Annotated in this window: 14 protein-coding genes and 1 riboswitch; of the genes, 10 read left to right on the forward strand and 4 right to left on the reverse strand. The window is 70.4% G+C overall.

The window, feature by feature from the left end:
* The first annotated feature begins 49 nt into the window (after positions 1–49).
* A complete protein-coding gene (locus ACT1U9_RS26725; RefSeq protein WP_444535169.1) occupies positions 50–1,744 on the forward strand; it encodes a flavin monoamine oxidase family protein in 1,695 nt (564 codons plus the stop codon).
* Between the two features lie 76 nt (positions 1,745–1,820).
* On the opposite strand, the gene ACT1U9_RS26730 is transcribed toward ACT1U9_RS26725, so the two are convergent.
* A complete protein-coding gene (locus ACT1U9_RS26730) occupies positions 1,821–2,750 on the reverse strand; it encodes an LLM class F420-dependent oxidoreductase (protein WP_444535170.1) in 930 nt (309 codons plus the stop codon).
* A complete protein-coding gene (locus ACT1U9_RS26735; RefSeq protein ID WP_444535171.1) occupies positions 2,714–3,514 on the reverse strand; it encodes a DUF5995 family protein in 801 nt (266 codons plus the stop codon). Before ACT1U9_RS26735 ends, ACT1U9_RS26730 begins: the two co-directional genes overlap by 37 nt.
* Positions 3,515–3,693: 179 nt before the next feature.
* Here ACT1U9_RS26735 and ACT1U9_RS26740 point away from each other — a divergent pair, with 179 nt between their 5' ends.
* A complete protein-coding gene (locus ACT1U9_RS26740) occupies positions 3,694–4,791 on the forward strand; it encodes a glycoside hydrolase family 6 protein (RefSeq protein ID WP_444539255.1) in 1,098 nt (365 codons plus the stop codon).
* Here ACT1U9_RS26740 and ACT1U9_RS26745 read toward each other — a convergent pair.
* Together ACT1U9_RS26745 and ACT1U9_RS26750 are read right to left on the reverse strand one after the other, a co-directional pair.
* Positions 4,773–6,191, reverse strand: a complete 1,419-nt coding sequence (locus tag ACT1U9_RS26745) for a uracil-xanthine permease family protein (RefSeq protein ID WP_444535172.1) — start codon at positions 6,189–6,191, stop codon at positions 4,773–4,775. The genes ACT1U9_RS26740 and ACT1U9_RS26745 overlap by 19 nt on opposite strands.
* Before the next feature lie 155 nt (positions 6,192–6,346).
* A complete protein-coding gene (locus tag ACT1U9_RS26750; RefSeq protein WP_444535173.1) occupies positions 6,347–8,686 on the reverse strand; it encodes a chitinase C-terminal domain-containing protein in 2,340 nt (779 codons plus the stop codon).
* A 291-nt stretch (positions 8,687–8,977) separates the two neighbouring features.
* A riboswitch (FMN riboswitch) is annotated at positions 8,978–9,108 on the forward strand.
* A 162-nt stretch (positions 9,109–9,270) separates the two neighbouring features.
* Between ACT1U9_RS26750 and ribD the strand changes: the two genes are divergently transcribed.
* Genes ribD through ACT1U9_RS26790 form a run of 8 tightly spaced genes read left to right on the forward strand, consistent with a single transcriptional unit; the run spans position 9,271 to position 15,170 of the window.
* The gene (ribD, locus tag ACT1U9_RS26755) at positions 9,271–10,383 is read left to right on the forward strand and encodes a bifunctional diaminohydroxyphosphoribosylaminopyrimidine deaminase/5-amino-6-(5-phosphoribosylamino)uracil reductase RibD (RefSeq protein ID WP_444535174.1); all 1,113 of its coding nucleotides are present in this window, start codon (positions 9,271–9,273) and stop codon (positions 10,381–10,383) included.
* A 2-nt stretch (positions 10,384–10,385) separates the two neighbouring features.
* The gene (locus ACT1U9_RS26760) at positions 10,386–10,994 is read left to right on the forward strand and encodes a riboflavin synthase (protein WP_444539256.1); all 609 of its coding nucleotides are present in this window, start codon (positions 10,386–10,388) and stop codon (positions 10,992–10,994) included.
* The gene (locus tag ACT1U9_RS26765; RefSeq protein WP_444535175.1) at positions 10,991–11,635 is read left to right on the forward strand and encodes a nicotinamide mononucleotide transporter family protein; all 645 of its coding nucleotides are present in this window, start codon (positions 10,991–10,993) and stop codon (positions 11,633–11,635) included. The genes ACT1U9_RS26760 and ACT1U9_RS26765 overlap by 4 nt, the downstream gene beginning before the upstream one ends.
* On the forward strand, positions 11,632–12,921 hold the full coding sequence (locus tag ACT1U9_RS26770) for a bifunctional 3,4-dihydroxy-2-butanone-4-phosphate synthase/GTP cyclohydrolase II (protein ID WP_444535176.1): 1,290 nt from the start codon (positions 11,632–11,634) through the stop codon (positions 12,919–12,921). Before ACT1U9_RS26765 ends, ACT1U9_RS26770 begins: the two co-directional genes overlap by 4 nt.
* A 57-nt stretch (positions 12,922–12,978) precedes the next feature.
* Entirely contained in the window at positions 12,979–13,464 is a 486-nt protein-coding gene (ribH, locus tag ACT1U9_RS26775; protein WP_101387336.1) for a 6,7-dimethyl-8-ribityllumazine synthase, read from the forward strand.
* Positions 13,465–13,499: 35 nt separating this feature from the next.
* On the forward strand, positions 13,500–13,781 hold the full coding sequence (locus ACT1U9_RS26780) for a phosphoribosyl-ATP diphosphatase (protein WP_188275085.1): 282 nt from the start codon (positions 13,500–13,502) through the stop codon (positions 13,779–13,781).
* A 46-nt stretch (positions 13,782–13,827) separates the two neighbouring features.
* Complete coding sequence (hisG, locus tag ACT1U9_RS26785) at positions 13,828–14,676, forward strand: ATP phosphoribosyltransferase (RefSeq protein WP_188275084.1); 849 nt, start codon at positions 13,828–13,830, stop codon at positions 14,674–14,676.
* Between the two features lie 38 nt (positions 14,677–14,714).
* Entirely contained in the window at positions 14,715–15,170 is a 456-nt protein-coding gene (locus ACT1U9_RS26790; RefSeq protein ID WP_444539257.1) for a PH domain-containing protein, read from the forward strand.
* Positions 15,171–15,296 lie beyond the last annotated feature (126 nt).

Below are 15,296 nucleotides of genomic sequence, written 5' to 3' on the forward strand. Positions count from 1 at the left end.
TCCGGCCGCCCCCCACCCCCCTTCGTCCTGCGCAAGGAGTCCGTACCCCATGACGTCCACGGTGCCCACTGCCGTCCCGCACACCGACGGCCAGCCGCCGATCACCATGTTCGGTCCGGACTTCCCCTACGCGTACGACGACTTCCTGGCCCACCCGGCCGGGCTCGGCCAGATACCCGCGACCGAGCACGGCACCGAGGTCGCCGTCATCGGCGGCGGGCTCTCCGGCATCATCTCGGCGTACGAGCTGATGAAGATGGGCCTCAAGCCCGTCGTGTACGAGGCCGACCAGATCGGCGGACGGCTGCGCACCGTCGGCTTCGAGGGCACCGGCACCGACGAGCTGACCGCCGAGATGGGCGCGATGCGCTTCCCGCCGTCCTCCACGGCGCTCCAGCACTACATCGACCTCGTCGGCCTGGTCACCGAGCCGTTCCCGAACCCGCTGGCCGAGGCGACCCCCTCGACCGTCGTCGACCTCAAGGGCGAGTCGCACTACGCCGAGACGATCGCCGACCTGCCGCAGGTCTACCGCGACGTCGCCGCCGCGTGGAACGCGTGCCTGGACGAGGGCGCCGACTTCTCGGACATGAACACCGCCATGCGCGAGCGCGATGTCCCGCGCATCCGCGAGATCTGGGCGAAGCTCGTCGAGAAGCTGGACAACCAGACGTTCTACGGCTTCCTCTGCGAGTCCGAGGCGTTCAAGTCCTTCCGGGCCCGCGAGATCTTCGGCCAGGTCGGCTTCGGCACCGGCGGCTGGGACACCGACTTCCCCAACTCCATCCTTGAGATCCTGCGGGTCGTCTACACCGAGGCCGACGACCACCACCGCGGCATCGTCGGCGGCTCCCAGCAGCTGCCGCTGCGGCTGTGGGAGCGCGAGCCGGAGAAGATCGTGCACTGGGCGCAGGGCACCTCGCTCTCCTCGCTGCACGAGGGCGCGCCGAAGCCCGCCGTGACCCGGCTGCACCGCACCGCGGGCAACCGGATCACCGTCACGGACGCGTCCGGCGACATCCGTACGTACCGGGCCGCGATCTTCACCGCCCAGTCCTGGATGCTGCTCTCGAAGATCGAGTGCGATGACTCGCTCTTCCCGATCGACCACTGGACGGCGATCGAGCGCACCCACTACATGGAGTCCTCGAAGCTGTTCGTCCCCGTTGACCGGCCGTTCTGGCTGGACAAGGACGAGGAGACGGGCCGTGACGTCATGTCGATGACGCTCACCGACCGGATGACCCGTGGCACGTATCTGCTCGACAACGGGCCGGACAAGCCCGCCGTCATCTGCCTGTCCTACACCTGGTGCGACGACAGCCTGAAGTGGCTGCCGCTGTCGGCGAACGAGCGCATGGAGGTCATGCTCAAGTCGCTCGGCGAGATCTACCCGAAGGTCGACATCCGGAAGCACATCATCGGCAACCCGGTGACCGTGTCGTGGGAGAACGAGCCCTACTTCATGGGCGCGTTCAAGGCGAACCTGCCGGGCCACTACCGCTACCAGCGACGCCTGTTCACGCACTTCATGCAGGACACGCTGCCCGAGGACAAGCGGGGCATCTTCCTCGCGGGCGACGACATCTCCTGGACGGCCGGCTGGGCCGAGGGCGCGGTGCAGACGGCGCTGAACGCGGTGTGGGGCGTCATGCACCACCTCGGCGGCGGCACGGACGGCACCAACCCCGGTCCGGGCGACGTGTACGACGAGATCGCGCCGGTCGAGCTGCCGGAGGACTGATTCCGGGGCGCGATACGGGACTTGAGGGCCCGGGGGCTGTTGCCCCCGGGCCCTTCGCCGTCCCGCTCGCTCCGGGCTACAGCCCCGCCGCGCGCACCTGCGCGTAGACCTCCGCCGCCACGTCCTTCAGCTCCTCCGCGTCGCGGGGCGTGGCCTGGAGGTCGATCAGGAACTCGCCTATGCCGTCGTGCGCATGGGCCACCAGGTCCTCGACTATCTGGGCCGTGCTGCCGGTGAAGGGCGGGCGGTCGGCGCCGTCGTACGGCTTCGGCATATGGCGGGCGTTGACCCGCACGCACACCTCGACCGGGCGCTCGCGGCCGCGCTCGGCGGCCAGGGCCTGGATCACGGTCCACTCCTCGGCGAGCTGCGCGGCTCCCAAGGCGCCCGGCATCCAGCCGTCCGCCCGGTCGATCAGACGGCGGGCCGCCTTCGGGCTGCCCGCCGGCAGATACACCGGGATCGGCCGGGCCGGCTTGGGGCCGACCTCGGAGGGGGCGATGGTCGTCAACTCGCCCTCGTACGAGACCGGGTCCGCGCCCCACACGGCCGCGAACACATCAAGCGTCTCGTCGAGCACCTTGCCGCGCTTCTCGAACGGCGCCACGGACGCCGCCGCGTACTCGTCGTGCGACCAGCCCGTGCCGATCCCCGCGACCACCCGGCCGCCGCTGGCCGCGTCCAGGGTGGCGAGCGAGCGGGCCAGCTGGAACGGGATGTGCAGCGGCGCCACCAGCACGCTGGTGCCGAGCCGGGCCCGCTCGGTGGCCGCGGCGGCGAGCGCGAGGCAGACCAGCGGGTCGGCCACCGAACGGTAGCCGTCCGGCCAGGCCAGGCCCGGTATCCCGTACAACCCCTGGGTCGCCGGGGTCGGGAAGATCACCCGCTCGAAGACCCACAGGCTCTCGTAGCCCGTCTCCTCGGCGGCGCGCGCCACAGCCGGGATGTCACGGCCGATGTCGTACTGCCTCATCTGCGGGATGCCGAGCCCGAGCCGGATTGCCATGGGAGAACTCCTCGTACGGAAGAAGGACCAACGTGGGGCGTCAGCAGGCACCGCCCCACCAGGCCGACACCCGCGTCCATCCTCTCCCTGAACTCCCGGGACAGGTCCGGAAGTTCCCGCAGTCTCCACAGTAACCGCGCCGACGACCAGGCCGCGTCCCGGGCCCGCTCCAGGCTCCAGGACGCCAGCAGATGGGTCAGCGGGTCCGCGACCTCCAGCAGGTCGGGCCCCGGCATCAGCTCCTCGCGCACCTGCTCCTCAAGCGCCACGAGCAGGTCGCCCACCCGGTCGAAGTCGTCCTCCAGGTCGGCCGGTTCACAGGCGAGGCGGTGGCAGCTGTCGACGACGGCGAGCGCCAGGTCGTGCCCGATGTGGGCGTTGATGCCGCAGAGCGCGAACTGGAGCGGGCGTACGCCCGGGTGGCGGCGGTACTGGAACAGCGGCCGCCAGCAGGCGGGCGGACGCAGCCCCGTCGCCACCGTGTCGACCGCCCGCAGATACCGCCCGGCGAACAGCACGTCCAGCGTCGCGGTGGCCCGGGGGTCGGCGAACGCGCCCCGGGTGACGCCCCGGCCGATCTCCTCGGTGACCGCCAGATAGACCCGGTTGAAGACGGCGAGCCCGTCCTTGGGCGGCAGGCTCGCGCGCAGCGCCCGCATCCGTGCCACCACGGTGTCCACCGAGACGTTCACCGACGGCCCGGCGAGGCCCGTGCCACCGGCCAGGAGCCCCGTCCCACCTGCCAACTGTTCGATCTGCGCCATGAGGGCAGCGTCCCAGCCCTACGCTTGGCCGGACGCCGCCGGGCCCGGGGCTTCCCCGGAACGGGTGAACGTGGGGCCATCGCACCTGCGGGGGAGGGGAGTTCACGGTGACCGGGACGCCGGACACACGCGCGCGCAGACGCCGCACCGCCCGGCGCCGGGCGGCGCGCCGCAACGCCATGGTGGGGTTCGCCTTCGCGGTCGCGGCGGTCGGCGCCGTGTCGGGCGCGGTCTCGGCGCTCGGAGACGGTGGCGGCGTATCGGCGCGGCCGCAGGTGACCAGGTCGCCCTCGCTCGCGCCGCTGCCCGCCGTGCCCACGCCGTCCCCCACGCGCGCGTCCCGTGCGCCGAGTCCCTCGCGCACCCCGGCGTCGTCCCCTTCTCCGAAGCCCTCCCCGACGCAGCCGCCGGAGGCCGTCTCGGCCGCGCTCTACCGCTCGCCCGACTCGCAGGTGCTCGACTGGATCCGGGACCATCCGGACGACCCGAGGCGGCCGTTGATCGAGCGGCGGATCGCGGACCGGCCCGCCGCGGTCTGGTTCACCGAGTACGACCCGGACCAGATCACCGGGGAGGTGCGCCAGGTGACGTCGGCGGCGGCCGGTGAGGGCCGGGTGCCGGTGCTCGTGCCGTACGCGATCCCCGGCCGGGACTGCGGCGGTGCGTCGCAGGGCGGGGCGCCGGATCTCAACGCGTACGACGGATGGATCCGGAACTTCTCGGCGGGGCTCGGTCGTTCACCGGTCATCGTCATCCTGGAACCGGACGCGATCGCCCAGTCCGACTGCCTCTCGGACGGTGACCGCACCGCCCGCTTCGCCTCGCTGGCCGGTGCGGGGCGCAGCATCCACGCGGCCGACCCCCGCGCCAGGGTGTACTTCGACGCGGGCCACTCCGGATGGCACGACGCCGAGGAGATGGCCGCCCTGCTGCGCGCGGCCGGTGCGGCCACCAGCAGCGACGGCATCTTCACCAATGTGTCCAACTTCCGCGCCACGGCCGACGAAGTGGCGTTCGCCCGGCGGGTGCTGGCCGCGCTGGGCGGTCCTTCCCGGCTGGGCGCGGTGATCGACACCAGCCGCAACGGCCGGGGCGCGCCGCCCGACGGCCAGTGGTGCGACCCGGCCGGCCGGGCGCTGGGGCGCGCCCCGACGACGGACACCGGCGAGGAGCGGATCGACGCGTATCTGTGGGTGAAGCTGCCCGGCGAGTCCGACGGCTGCCGGGGCGCGGCGGGCACCTTCAGCCCCGACTACGCCTACGACTTGGCGCGCTGAGCCGCTTCGGTCCCGGCCATGGCTTCGGAGTCTTCGTCGTACGACGACGTGCCCTCGTCGAGCAGCGGCTCCTGCTCCTTCATATGGGCCGGGGCCAGGGCGCGCAGCACGTGGTAGCCGGTGATGACCACGATGGTGCCGAGCGCGATCCCGCTGAGCTGGAAGTTGTCGGTGAACTTCAGGGTGACGCCGCCGATGCCGATGATGATGCCCGCGGCGGCCGGGACCAGGTTGAGCGGATTGCTCAGATCGACCTTGGCGTTGATCCAGATCTGGGCGCCGAGGAGGCCGATCATGCCGTACAGGATGACGGTGATGCCGCCGAGGACGCCGCCCGGGATCGCGGCGACGATCGCGCCGAACTTGGGGCAGATGCCGAAGAGCAGCGCGAAGCCGGCGGCGGCCCAGTAGGCGGCCGTCGAGTAGACGCGGGTGGCGGCCATGACGCCGATGTTCTCGGAGTACGTGGTGTTGGGCGGGCCGCCGACGGCGGTGGAGAGCATCGAGGCGGCGCCGTCGGCGGCGATCGCGGTGCCCAGCTTGTCGTCGAGGTTGTCGCCGGTCATCTCGCCGACGGCCTTGACGTGTCCGGCGTTCTCGGCGACCAGCGCGATCACCACGGGCAGCGCGACCAGGATCGCGGACCACTGGAAGCCAGGGGCGTGGAAGGACGGCAGCCCGATCCACTCGGCCTTGCCGACGCCCGAGAGGTCCAGGCGCCAGTGGTCGGTGGCCGGGCCCGCGCCCGGCACCGAGTGGATCTTGCCGAAGACCCGGTCGAAGAGCCAGGAGATGCCGTAGCCGAAGAGCAGGCCGAGGAAGATCGCGACGCGGGACCAGAAGCCGCGCAGACAGACGACGGCCAGGCCCGTGAAGAGCATCACGAGCAGCGCCGTCCACTGGTCCTGCGGCCAGTAGGTGGCCGCGGTGACCGGCGCCAGGTTGAAGCCGATCAGCATGACCACCGCGCCGGTCACGATCGGCGGCATCGCGGCGTGGATGATCCGCGCGCCGAACCGCCGTACCGCCAGGCCCGCCACGAACAGCACGGCGCCGACGACGAGGACCGCGCCGGTGACGGTGGCGCTGGTGCCGCCTGTGGCCCGGATCGCGGCCGCGACGCCGACGAAGGAGAGGGAGCAGCCGAGATAGCTGGGCACCCGGCCCTGGGTCGCGAGCAGGAAGATGACCGTGGCGACACCGGACATCATGATCGCGAGGTTGGGGTCCAGACCCATGAGGACCGGCGCCACGAACGACGCTCCGAACATGGCCACCACGTGCTGCGCGCCGAGCCCGATGGTCCGCGGCCACGAAAGCCGCTCGTCCGGGCGTACGACGGCACCCGGGGCGGGGGTCCGCCCGTCACCGTGCAGGGTCCAGCGCACGCCGAGGCCCATGAATTTGCTCCAGTTCGTTCCGTACCGAGAAGAATCAGAGCAATTTTAGTGCGACCGGAGGTCCCCTCCGTGAATCCTGGGCGGGCAAGCCGGATGGGGGAGCCCGGCGGCGGCAAGGGCCGTTTTGCGCCGCCGGGCGCTCGGGGGGCGGGGAATCAGCAGGCTCCCAGGTCCTGCCAGACGCCCCAGTCGCCGGTGGTGCCGGGCTCGTCGCCCTTTGTCCACCACTTCGACTTCCAGGTGTGGGACTTGTACGAGACGGTCGTGGCGCCACCGTACTCGGCCGTCGCCGACCAGGCAGGTGCCGTGCACGTACCGCCCGACGGAGTGGGGGTCGGAGTCGGCGTGGGGGTCGGCGTCGGCGACGGGGACGCCGTGCCCGGGTCCACCAGTGTCGCGCCCCGCGTGAAGTCACCGGCCAGCGCGTATGTCTGGCCGCCGAAGCTCACCGTCCAGTTGGAGGGCGTGGAGACCGGCAGGTAGTAGACGAAGTCCAGCGTCACCGAGGCGCCGGGCGCCAGTGTCTGCCAGGCCGGGAGCTTCAGCGAGACACGGTTGTAGTCGCCCTTCAGGCCGCCCGCGTTGCTGCCGGTGTGGTCGCTGCGCACGATCGTCGTGCCGAAGCCGGACTGGTCCTTGGCGTTCGCCGGGGCCGAGGTCCCGTAGTCGAACTGGAACTCCGTGCCGCCCGGCAGCGTCGCCGTGGTGTTGTTGGTGATCGTCACCTTGGGGCTGATCGGGTAGTTGGAGTCGCCGAGCGGGAACTGGCCGAAGTCCACACCGATGTCGAGCGCCTGGGTGGGCAGGGTGATCGTGGAGCGCTTGGCGCCGTACGGGGTCGCCGACTTGAACTTGTCGTACATCGCACTCGTCAGCGTCGAGCCCGGCTCGTACTGGCCCTTGGCCGCGTTGTACTGGTAGTCGCCCGCGAGCTCCCACACCATGGTGCCGCCGATGCCCTTGTTCACCACGTAATCGGCCTTGGCGTTCACCGACTGCTCGTCCTCGGTGGAGAGGAACACCTTCTTCTGGTCGTTCCACAGCCAGGGCGCGACCAGCGTCGAGTCGTAGTTGCGGACGTACGTGCCGGTCAGCTTGGTGTCGGCGGGCAAGCCGAACTTGGTGACGTAGTCGCCGACCACGCCCTTCTCCAGGTTCTTGGCGTGCCACATCGGGTTGGAGCCCGCCGGGGCCTCCTTGCCGTTGGCGTCGAGGTCGTGCCAGAGGTTGTCGATACCGGTTGCGCCGTCACCGCATTTGGTGAGCCCCGAGCCCGCCGGGCAGGTGGTCGTGGCCGCCTTGCCCCACAGTCCGTTGGTCCCGCCGCTCACGTTCTGGAATCCGCGGGTGTAGTACGGCAGGCCCATGTTGATACGTCCGGCGGGCATCGAGCCGCGGAAATAGTGGTACGCCCAGTCCGCGTTCAGATAGCCGGTTCCACCGTACTGGGAGGTGGAATACACACCCGCCGCCGCGAGTTCCGCGTCTTTTCCGTCGTCGAAGAGCGAGGCGTTCGGGCCCACGTATTCGTTCCAGGCGCCGTGCAGGTCGTACGACATGATGTTGACGTAGTCCAGGTACTTCTGGACCTGGAAGGTCTCCATGCCGCGCAGCAGATAGCCGGACGAGGGTGCGGCGACGGAGAGCAGATAGTGCCTGCCGTCGGCCGCTCCCGCGCGGTCCAGCTTCTCGCGCAGCGACTTCATCAGCGCCGCATAGCCCTTGACCAGGCCCGCACGGCGGGCGTTGGAGAGCGACCAGTCCAGCGGGTTGCCCGCGTCCTTCATGGTCGTCGGGTATTCGTAGTCGATGTCGACGCCGTTGAACCCGTACTTCTTGATGAACGCGACGGCCGAGTCCGCGAAGGTGTCGATGCCCGGCTGGTTCACCGAGCCGTCGGCGTTGGTGGCCATGGAATAGAAGCCGCCGGAGCCGACGCGCTTGCCGTCGTCACCGAAGTATCCGCCGGTCTCGGCCCAACCGCCCACGGAGATCAGGGTCTTCACGTTCGGGTGCTGCTTCTTGAATTTGTTCAGCAGATTGAAATGGCCCTTGTAGGGGAGCGCGGGGTCCATCTCGGCGCCCGCGACACCGGGCCAGGTCATTCCGGTCGCCGCGTTCTTCTCGCTGTCGGAGCCGACCGAGATCTTGTTGTCGGAACCGATGTGCGCGAAGGCGTAGTTGATGTGGGTGACCTTGTCCCACGGAATGTCCGAGGCGAGATAGGCGGGGGTCCCGTCCTGGCCGGTGCGCCATCCGGTGAAGTACCCGATGACCCGGCGCTGATGGTCGGCGCCCATCCTCTCGCGGCCGTCGGTGTCGTACACCGAGCAGTACGGGACGTCGACGCCGGGCGTCTTGTAGAGCCCGTCGGGGCGACAGGACTCGTTGTCGGCGGCGTGCGAGACGCCGGTGGCGAGCGAGGAGAGCAGCAGCCCGGCGACGGCGGCACCGGTCGTGAGCAGTGTGGCTCTCGCACGTGTGGGGGACGGCACGATCTGTTCCTCCTGGGGGAGGTCGGCGAAGCACAGCGAACAGAGGGCGGTCGTGCGGCGGCCCCGGTGTGCGCACACCGGCGGGCCTCACCTCGGAGGTGACGCAGAGGTTAAGAGGACTAGACCAGTGGGGTCAATAGGTACGGACCAATGGCCGGGATGCTTGGGGAGGTCTCACGGAAGGGGCCCGAGGGTGGAGGGTGACGCTCCGCTATGCGCTGTGACTCAGGCCACAGAGGTTCGCTCGTATGGCCGACGATCAGTCGTGGCACACTGACCCTGTACCAGCAGCAGCGCACTCCGGGGTCGGTGTAATTCCGAACCGGCGGTAATAGTCCGCGACCCGGCCGCATCCAGTGGCCGGTTGACCAGGTGGAATTCCTGGACCGACGGTGAAAGTCCGGATGGGAGGCAGTGCGCGGCGGGCGGACCTGTAAAGGGTCACGTCGGCCGTTGTTCCGTTTCGTCCTCCGTGGCGATCGGTGTCCTTCGGCCATGCGTGAGCTGTATTCACGGTCCATTTCCCGCTCTCTGTCGTCATCGACAGGCCCCGGAGTCCGTGCCCGAAGAGGCAGGAGGACCCGGTGGCCACCGCAGCCGACGCAGACGCCATGCGCCGAGCCATTGGGCTCGCCGCGCGCGGACTCGGCTCCACCAGCCCCAACCCGGTCGTCGGGTGCGTCATCACCGACGCCTCCGGCGCCGTCGTCGGCGAGGGATTCCACCGCAGAGCGGGCGGCCCGCACGCCGAGGTCCACGCACTCGCCGACGCGGGCGAGCGCGCCCGGGGCGGCACCGCGTACGTCACTCTCGAACCCTGCAACCACACCGGTCGCACCGGCCCCTGCGCCCAGGCGCTGATCGAGGCCGGTGTCAGCCGTGTCGTGTACGCGGTCGGCGACCCGAACCCGCAGGCCACCGGCGGTGCGGACACCCTGAGGGCGGCCGGCGTCCAGGTCGAGCAGGGTCTGCTCACCGAGGAGGCCGAGGCGGGCAACGCCGCCTGGCTCACCTCCGTACGCCTCGGCCGTCCCCATGTCCTGTGGAAGTACGCGGCCACCCTCGACGGGCGGATCGCGGCCCAGGACGGCACCAGCCGCTGGATCACCTCGGCCGAGTCCCGCGCCGACGTCCACCGGCTGCGCGCCGAGGCCGACGCGGTGATCGTCGGCTCCGGCACCGCCCGCACCGACGACCCCCACCTCGCGGTGCGCGGCGTCGAGGGCGCGGTCCAGCCGCTGCGGGTCGTCGTCGACACCGAGGCCAAGGCCGTACGGCCCGGCGCCCGGGTCCTCGACGACGCGGCACCGACCCTCATCGCGGTCGCCGAGGACGCCGACACCGGCCACCTCGCGGACGTCGATGTCGTACGGCTGCCCCGCGCCGCCACCGGACTGGACATCCCCGCACTGCTCGCCGCCCTGCACGGGCGCGGCGTGCGGTCCGTACTCCTGGAGGGCGGGCCGACCCTGGCCGGGGCCTTCGTCGCCGCGGGTGCGGTCGACAAGGTCGTCGGCTATCTCGCCCCCGTCCTGCTCGGCGCGGGCCCGGCGGCCCTGGCCGGGTCCCACATCACCACCCTCACCGACGCGCTGCGGCTCGAACTGACCGAGACCGTCCGCATCGGAGCGGATCTCCGTATCACCGCAACTCCCGTATCTGCCACTGCCGTTACGTCCACTGCCAAGGAGCGATGAGCGTGTTCACCGGAATCGTCGAAGAGCTGGGTGAGGTCACCGCCGTCGAGAAGCTCGGCGACTCCTCCCGCTTCCGTCTGCGCGGCCCCGTCGTCACCGAGGGCGCCGGGCACGGCGACTCGATCGCCGTCAACGGTGTCTGTCTGACCGTCGTGGAGTTCGGCGACGGCGAGTTCACCGCCGATGTGATGGAGGAGACGCTCAAGCGCTCCAGCCTCGGCGCGCTCGAAGTCGGCTCCCGGGTCAACCTGGAGCGGCCGATGGCCGTCGGCGGCCGCCTCGGCGGACACATCGTCCAGGGCCACGTCGACGGCACCGGCACCATTCTCTCGCGCACGCCGTCCGAGAACTGGGAGATCGTCAAGGTCTCGCTGCCGCCGGAGCTCACCCGCTATGTCGTCGAGAAGGGCTCGATCACCGTCGACGGCGTCAGCCTCACGGTCGTCGACGCGGGCCCCGACTACTTCACCATCAGCCTCATCCCGACCACCCTCGCGCTGACCACGCTCGGCCTGAAGCAGCCCGGCGACCCGGTCAACCTGGAGGTCGACGTGATCGCCAAGTACGTCGAGCGCCTGCTCGGCGCACGCGGCCAGGAGGACCCCAAGTGAACTGGCTCAACTCCGAGGCCTTCACCGCCTTCGACCAGCACATCATGTGGTCCGACATGATCGGCAACACGATCGGTCTGGCCGCCCTCGCACTCGGCTGGCGGCGCTCCATATGGACCTGGCCCGCCCAGTTCCTCTCCGGCGTCATCCTGCTGGCGGCGTTCAGCACGGCCCACCTCTCCGGCAGCGCCGGCAAGCAGCTGGTGGTCATCGTGGTCGCGCTGTGGGGCTGGTACCAGTGGAACGGCGGCAAGCGGCAGGGCCAGGACGGGTCCATCGCGGTGCGCTTCGCCACCTGGCGCGAGCGCGTACTGCTCGTCGCGGGCGCGGCGCTCGGCACCCTCACGGTCGGCTACCTGTTCACCGCGTTCCCGACGCTGTCGTGGGACCCGTGGCCCGACGCGTACATCTTCGTCGGCACGATCGTCGCCATGTACGCGCAGGCGCGCGGCATGGTCGAGTTCTGGCTCGCCTGGCTGCTGGTGGACGCGGTGGGCGTACCGCTCAACTTCGCCAACGGCTTCGCCTTCTCCGGCTTCGTCTACGTCATCTACGGCGCGATCGTCCTGTGGGGACTGCGCGACTGGTGGCTGCGCACCCGTACGAGTACGCAGCCCGTCCTGGAAGGAGCGGCGGCATGAGCGCCACGACACCCACCTGGTACTCCACCGACAACCGTGAGGACCTGTCCCTCGACCCGGTCGAGCAGGCCATCCGCGACATCGCCGCCGGGCGGCCCGTGGTGGTCGTCGACGACGAGGACCGCGAGAACGAGGGCGACCTCGTCATCGCGGCCGAGAAGGCCACCCCCGAGATCGTCGCCTTCATGATGAGCGAGTGCCGCGGTCTGATCTGCGCGCCCATGGAGGGCGAGGCGCTCGACCGGCTCCAGCTGCCCCAGATGGTCGACCACAACACCGAGTCGATGAAGACCGCGTTCACCGTCTCGGTCGACGCGTCCGCCGCGCACGGCGTCTCCACCGGCATCTCCGCCGCCGACCGCGCCACCACGCTGCGCCTGCTCGCCGACGGGCGCTCGGACGCCGGGGACTTCGTGCGCCCCGGGCACATCTTCCCGCTGCGGGCCAAGCCCGGCGGTGTGCTGGTGCGCAACGGCCACACCGAGGCCGCCGTCGACCTCGCCCGGCTCGCGGGGCTCGCCCCGGCCGGCGCGATCGTGGAGATCGCGGGCGAGGACGGCGTGATGCTGCGGCTGCCCGAGCTCATCCCGTTCGCCCGCAAGCACGGTCTGACGATCATCTCCATCGAGGACCTGATCGCCTACCGCCGCTCCGCCGAGCCGACCGTGCGCCGCGAGGCCGAGGTCCATCTGCCCACCTCCTTCGGCGAGTTCACCGCCTTCGGCTACCGCTCCACCGTCGACGGCGTCGAGCACGTGGCCCTGGTCCACGGCGAGATCGGCGACGGCGAGGACGTGCTCGTACGCGTCCACTCCGAGTGCCTGACCGGCGACATCTTCCACTCGCAGCGCTGCGACTGCGGCCCCCAGCTGCAGGCCTCCATGGAGCGCATCACCGAGACGGGCCGCGGCGTCGTCGTCTATCTGCGCGGCCACGAGGGGCGCGGCATCGGCCTGCTCTCCAAGCTCCGCGCGTACGAACTCCAGGAGCAGGGCCGCGACACGCTGGACGCCAACCTGGAGCTCGGGCTGCCCGCCGACGCCCGCGACTACGCGGCCGGCGCGCAGATCCTGCAGAACCTGGGCGTGCGCAGCCTGCGCCTGATGACCAACAACCCCGACAAGACCACCGCCCTGGTGCGGCACGGCCTCAAGGTCAGCGGCCGCGAGCCGATGCCGGTCCAGGCGGGCGAGCACAATCTGCGCTATCTGCGCACCAAGCGGGACCGGATGGGCCATGACCTGCCCTGGCTGGACGCGACCGCGTCGGCCTGCGGCAACCAGTAAGCACAGCACGCAAGACACCGACGAGAACGAGCACCGAAGCACCGAGGAGACAAGCACGTGAGTGGCAAGGGCGCACCCGAACTGTCCGTACGCAACTGCGCAGACCTCCGGGTCGCCGTGATCGCGGCGCAGTGGCACGAGAAGGTGATGGACGGACTCGTCGACGGCGCCCTGCGCGCGCTGCACGAGCTCGGCATCGACGAGCCGACGCTGCTGCGCGTCCCCGGCAGCTTCGAGCTGCCGGTCGTGGCCAAGGTGCTGGCGGGGCGCGGGTACGATGCGGTCGTCGCGCTCGGCGTCGTCATCAGGGGCGGTACCCCGCACTTCGACTACGTGTGCCAGGGTGTGACCAACGGTCTCACCCAGGTCAGCATCGACACCGGCGTACCCGTCGGGTTCGGCGTGCTGACCTGCGACACCGAGGAGCAGGCCCTGGACCGGGCCGGCCTCGAAGGGTCGAACGAGGACAAGGGGCACGAAGCGGTCACCGCCGCCGTCGCCACGGCCGCCACGCTGCGCACCGTCAGCGAACCCTGGCGCTGAGTGGCCGGGACTCACCCCTTACCCTAAGAAGCATCATGGCGAACAAACCCTCCAAGAGTTTCGAAGAGCTCTTCACCGAGCTCCAGCTCAAGGCCGCCAACGGCGACCCGTCCACCTCCCGCACCGCCGAGCTGGTGGACAAGGGTGTGCATGCCATCGGCAAGAAGGTCGTCGAGGAGGCCGCCGAGGTCTGGATGGCCGCCGAGTACGAGAGCAAGGACGCCGCCGCCGAGGAGATCTCCCAGCTGCTGTACCACGTCCAGGTGATGATGGTCGCGCGCGGGATCTCCCTCGACGACGTCTACGCCCACCTCTGAGCACACCCGAACATCCCACTCCGTTACGTAGAAGGAAGCTGACCTCATGCTGCGCATCGCCGTCCCCAACAAGGGTTCACTGTCCGGACCTGCGTCGGCGATGCTCCATGAGGCCGGCTACCAGATGCGCAAGGAGTCCAAGGAACTCGTCCTGGTCGACCCCGAGAACGAGGTCGAGTTCTTCTATCTGCGCCCCCGCGACATCGCGATCTACGTCAGCTCCGGCCGCCTGGACATCGGCATCACCGGCCGCGACCTGCTGCTCGACTCCGGCGCCGACGCGGAGGAGATCCTGCCGCTCGGCTTCGCCCGCTCGACCTTCCGCTACGCCACCAAGCCGGGCACGGCCAAGGGCGTCGGCGACTTCGACGGGATGACGATCGCCACCTCGTACGAGGGAATCGTCGCCCAGCACCTCAAGGACAGCGGCGTCGACGCCTCCGTCGTGCACCTGGACGGGGCCGTCGAGACCGCCATCGAGCTGGGCGTCGCCCACGTCATCGCGGACGTCGTCGAGACCGGCACCTCGCTGCGCAACGCGGGCCTCGAAGTGATCGGCGAGCCGATCATGAAGTCCGAGGCCGTCGTCATCCGGCGCACCGGCGCGGACATCGAAGAGCCCAAGGTGCAGCAGTTCCTGCGCCGCCTCCAGGGTGTCCTGGTGGCCCGCAGCTACGTGATGATGGACTACGACTGCCGTGCCGAGCACCTGGAGCGGGCCGTCGCCCTCACCCCGGGCCTGGAGTCGCCGACCGTCTCGCCGCTGCACAACGAGGGCTGGGTCGCGGTGCGCGCCATGGTCCCGGCCAAGGAGGCCCAGCGGATCATGGACGATCTGTACGAGCTGGGCGCCCGGGCCATCCTCACCACGGCCATCCACGCCTGCCGTCTCTGACCGACCTTTTCCACCCCCGTACGGAAGTGACGTACCCCGTGTCCGCCCCCGCGCCCCAACTCCCCGTTCTCCCGGTCACGTTCCGGCCGACCCGCACCCGGGCCGTCCTGCTGACCGTCGGCACCGTGATGTTCGCGGTGCTCACCGGAGTCGCCCTGCTCCTGGAGAACATGAGCGGGGGCGAGCGGGCCAGCTTCGTGTTCACCGCGGCGATGTTCTTCGCGGTGCTCGCGCTGCTGAGCCGGCCCAAGGTCGTCGCCGACGACACGGGCGTCACGGTCGTCAACCTCACCCGTACGCGGCGGCTCGCCTGGGCGGAGATCCTGCGCGTGAACCTGCGCCCCGGCGACCCCTGGGTCTTCCTGGACCTCAGCGACGGCACCAGCCTGCCCGCGCTCGGCATCCAGCCCGGCATCGCCAAGGAGCAGGCCATACGCGACGCCCGCGCGCTGCGCGCCCTCGCCGACTCCCACGGCACCCGCCAGGACGGCTGACCCGCCGCATTGCGCACCGGGGCAAGCATTGCGGCGACGATCTCAATGGCTACCCTGGTGACGGTGGCGCCCATCGCGCCCCGCCCCGCGCACTGGCAGCACGATCGGCCGACGGGGCACCAGCGA

Source organism: Streptomyces sp. BR1 (genome assembly GCF_052373795.1).
Lineage (GTDB): Bacteria > Actinomycetota > Actinomycetes > Streptomycetales > Streptomycetaceae > Streptomyces.

What these genes read in the sequence shown, in the direction of transcription:
- ACT1U9_RS26725 (WP_444535169.1), top strand. Translation starts at nt 50, where the DNA reads ATGACGTCCACGGTGCCCACTGCCGTCCCGCACACCGACGGCCAGCCG.
- ACT1U9_RS26730 (WP_444535170.1), bottom strand. Translation starts at nt 2,750, where the DNA reads ATGGCAATCCGGCTCGGGCTCGGCATCCCGCAGATGAGGCAGTACGAC.
- ACT1U9_RS26735 (WP_444535171.1), bottom strand. Translation starts at nt 3,514, where the DNA reads ATGGCGCAGATCGAACAGTTGGCAGGTGGGACGGGGCTCCTGGCCGGT.
- ACT1U9_RS26740 (WP_444539255.1), top strand. Translation starts at nt 3,694, where the DNA reads ATGGTGGGGTTCGCCTTCGCGGTCGCGGCGGTCGGCGCCGTGTCGGGC.
- ACT1U9_RS26745 (WP_444535172.1), bottom strand. Translation starts at nt 6,191, where the DNA reads ATGGGCCTCGGCGTGCGCTGGACCCTGCACGGTGACGGGCGGACCCCC.
- ACT1U9_RS26770 (WP_444535176.1), top strand. Translation starts at nt 11,632, where the DNA reads ATGAGCGCCACGACACCCACCTGGTACTCCACCGACAACCGTGAGGAC.
- ACT1U9_RS26780 (WP_188275085.1), top strand. Translation starts at nt 13,500, where the DNA reads ATGGCGAACAAACCCTCCAAGAGTTTCGAAGAGCTCTTCACCGAGCTC.
- hisG (WP_188275084.1), top strand. Translation starts at nt 13,828, where the DNA reads ATGCTGCGCATCGCCGTCCCCAACAAGGGTTCACTGTCCGGACCTGCG.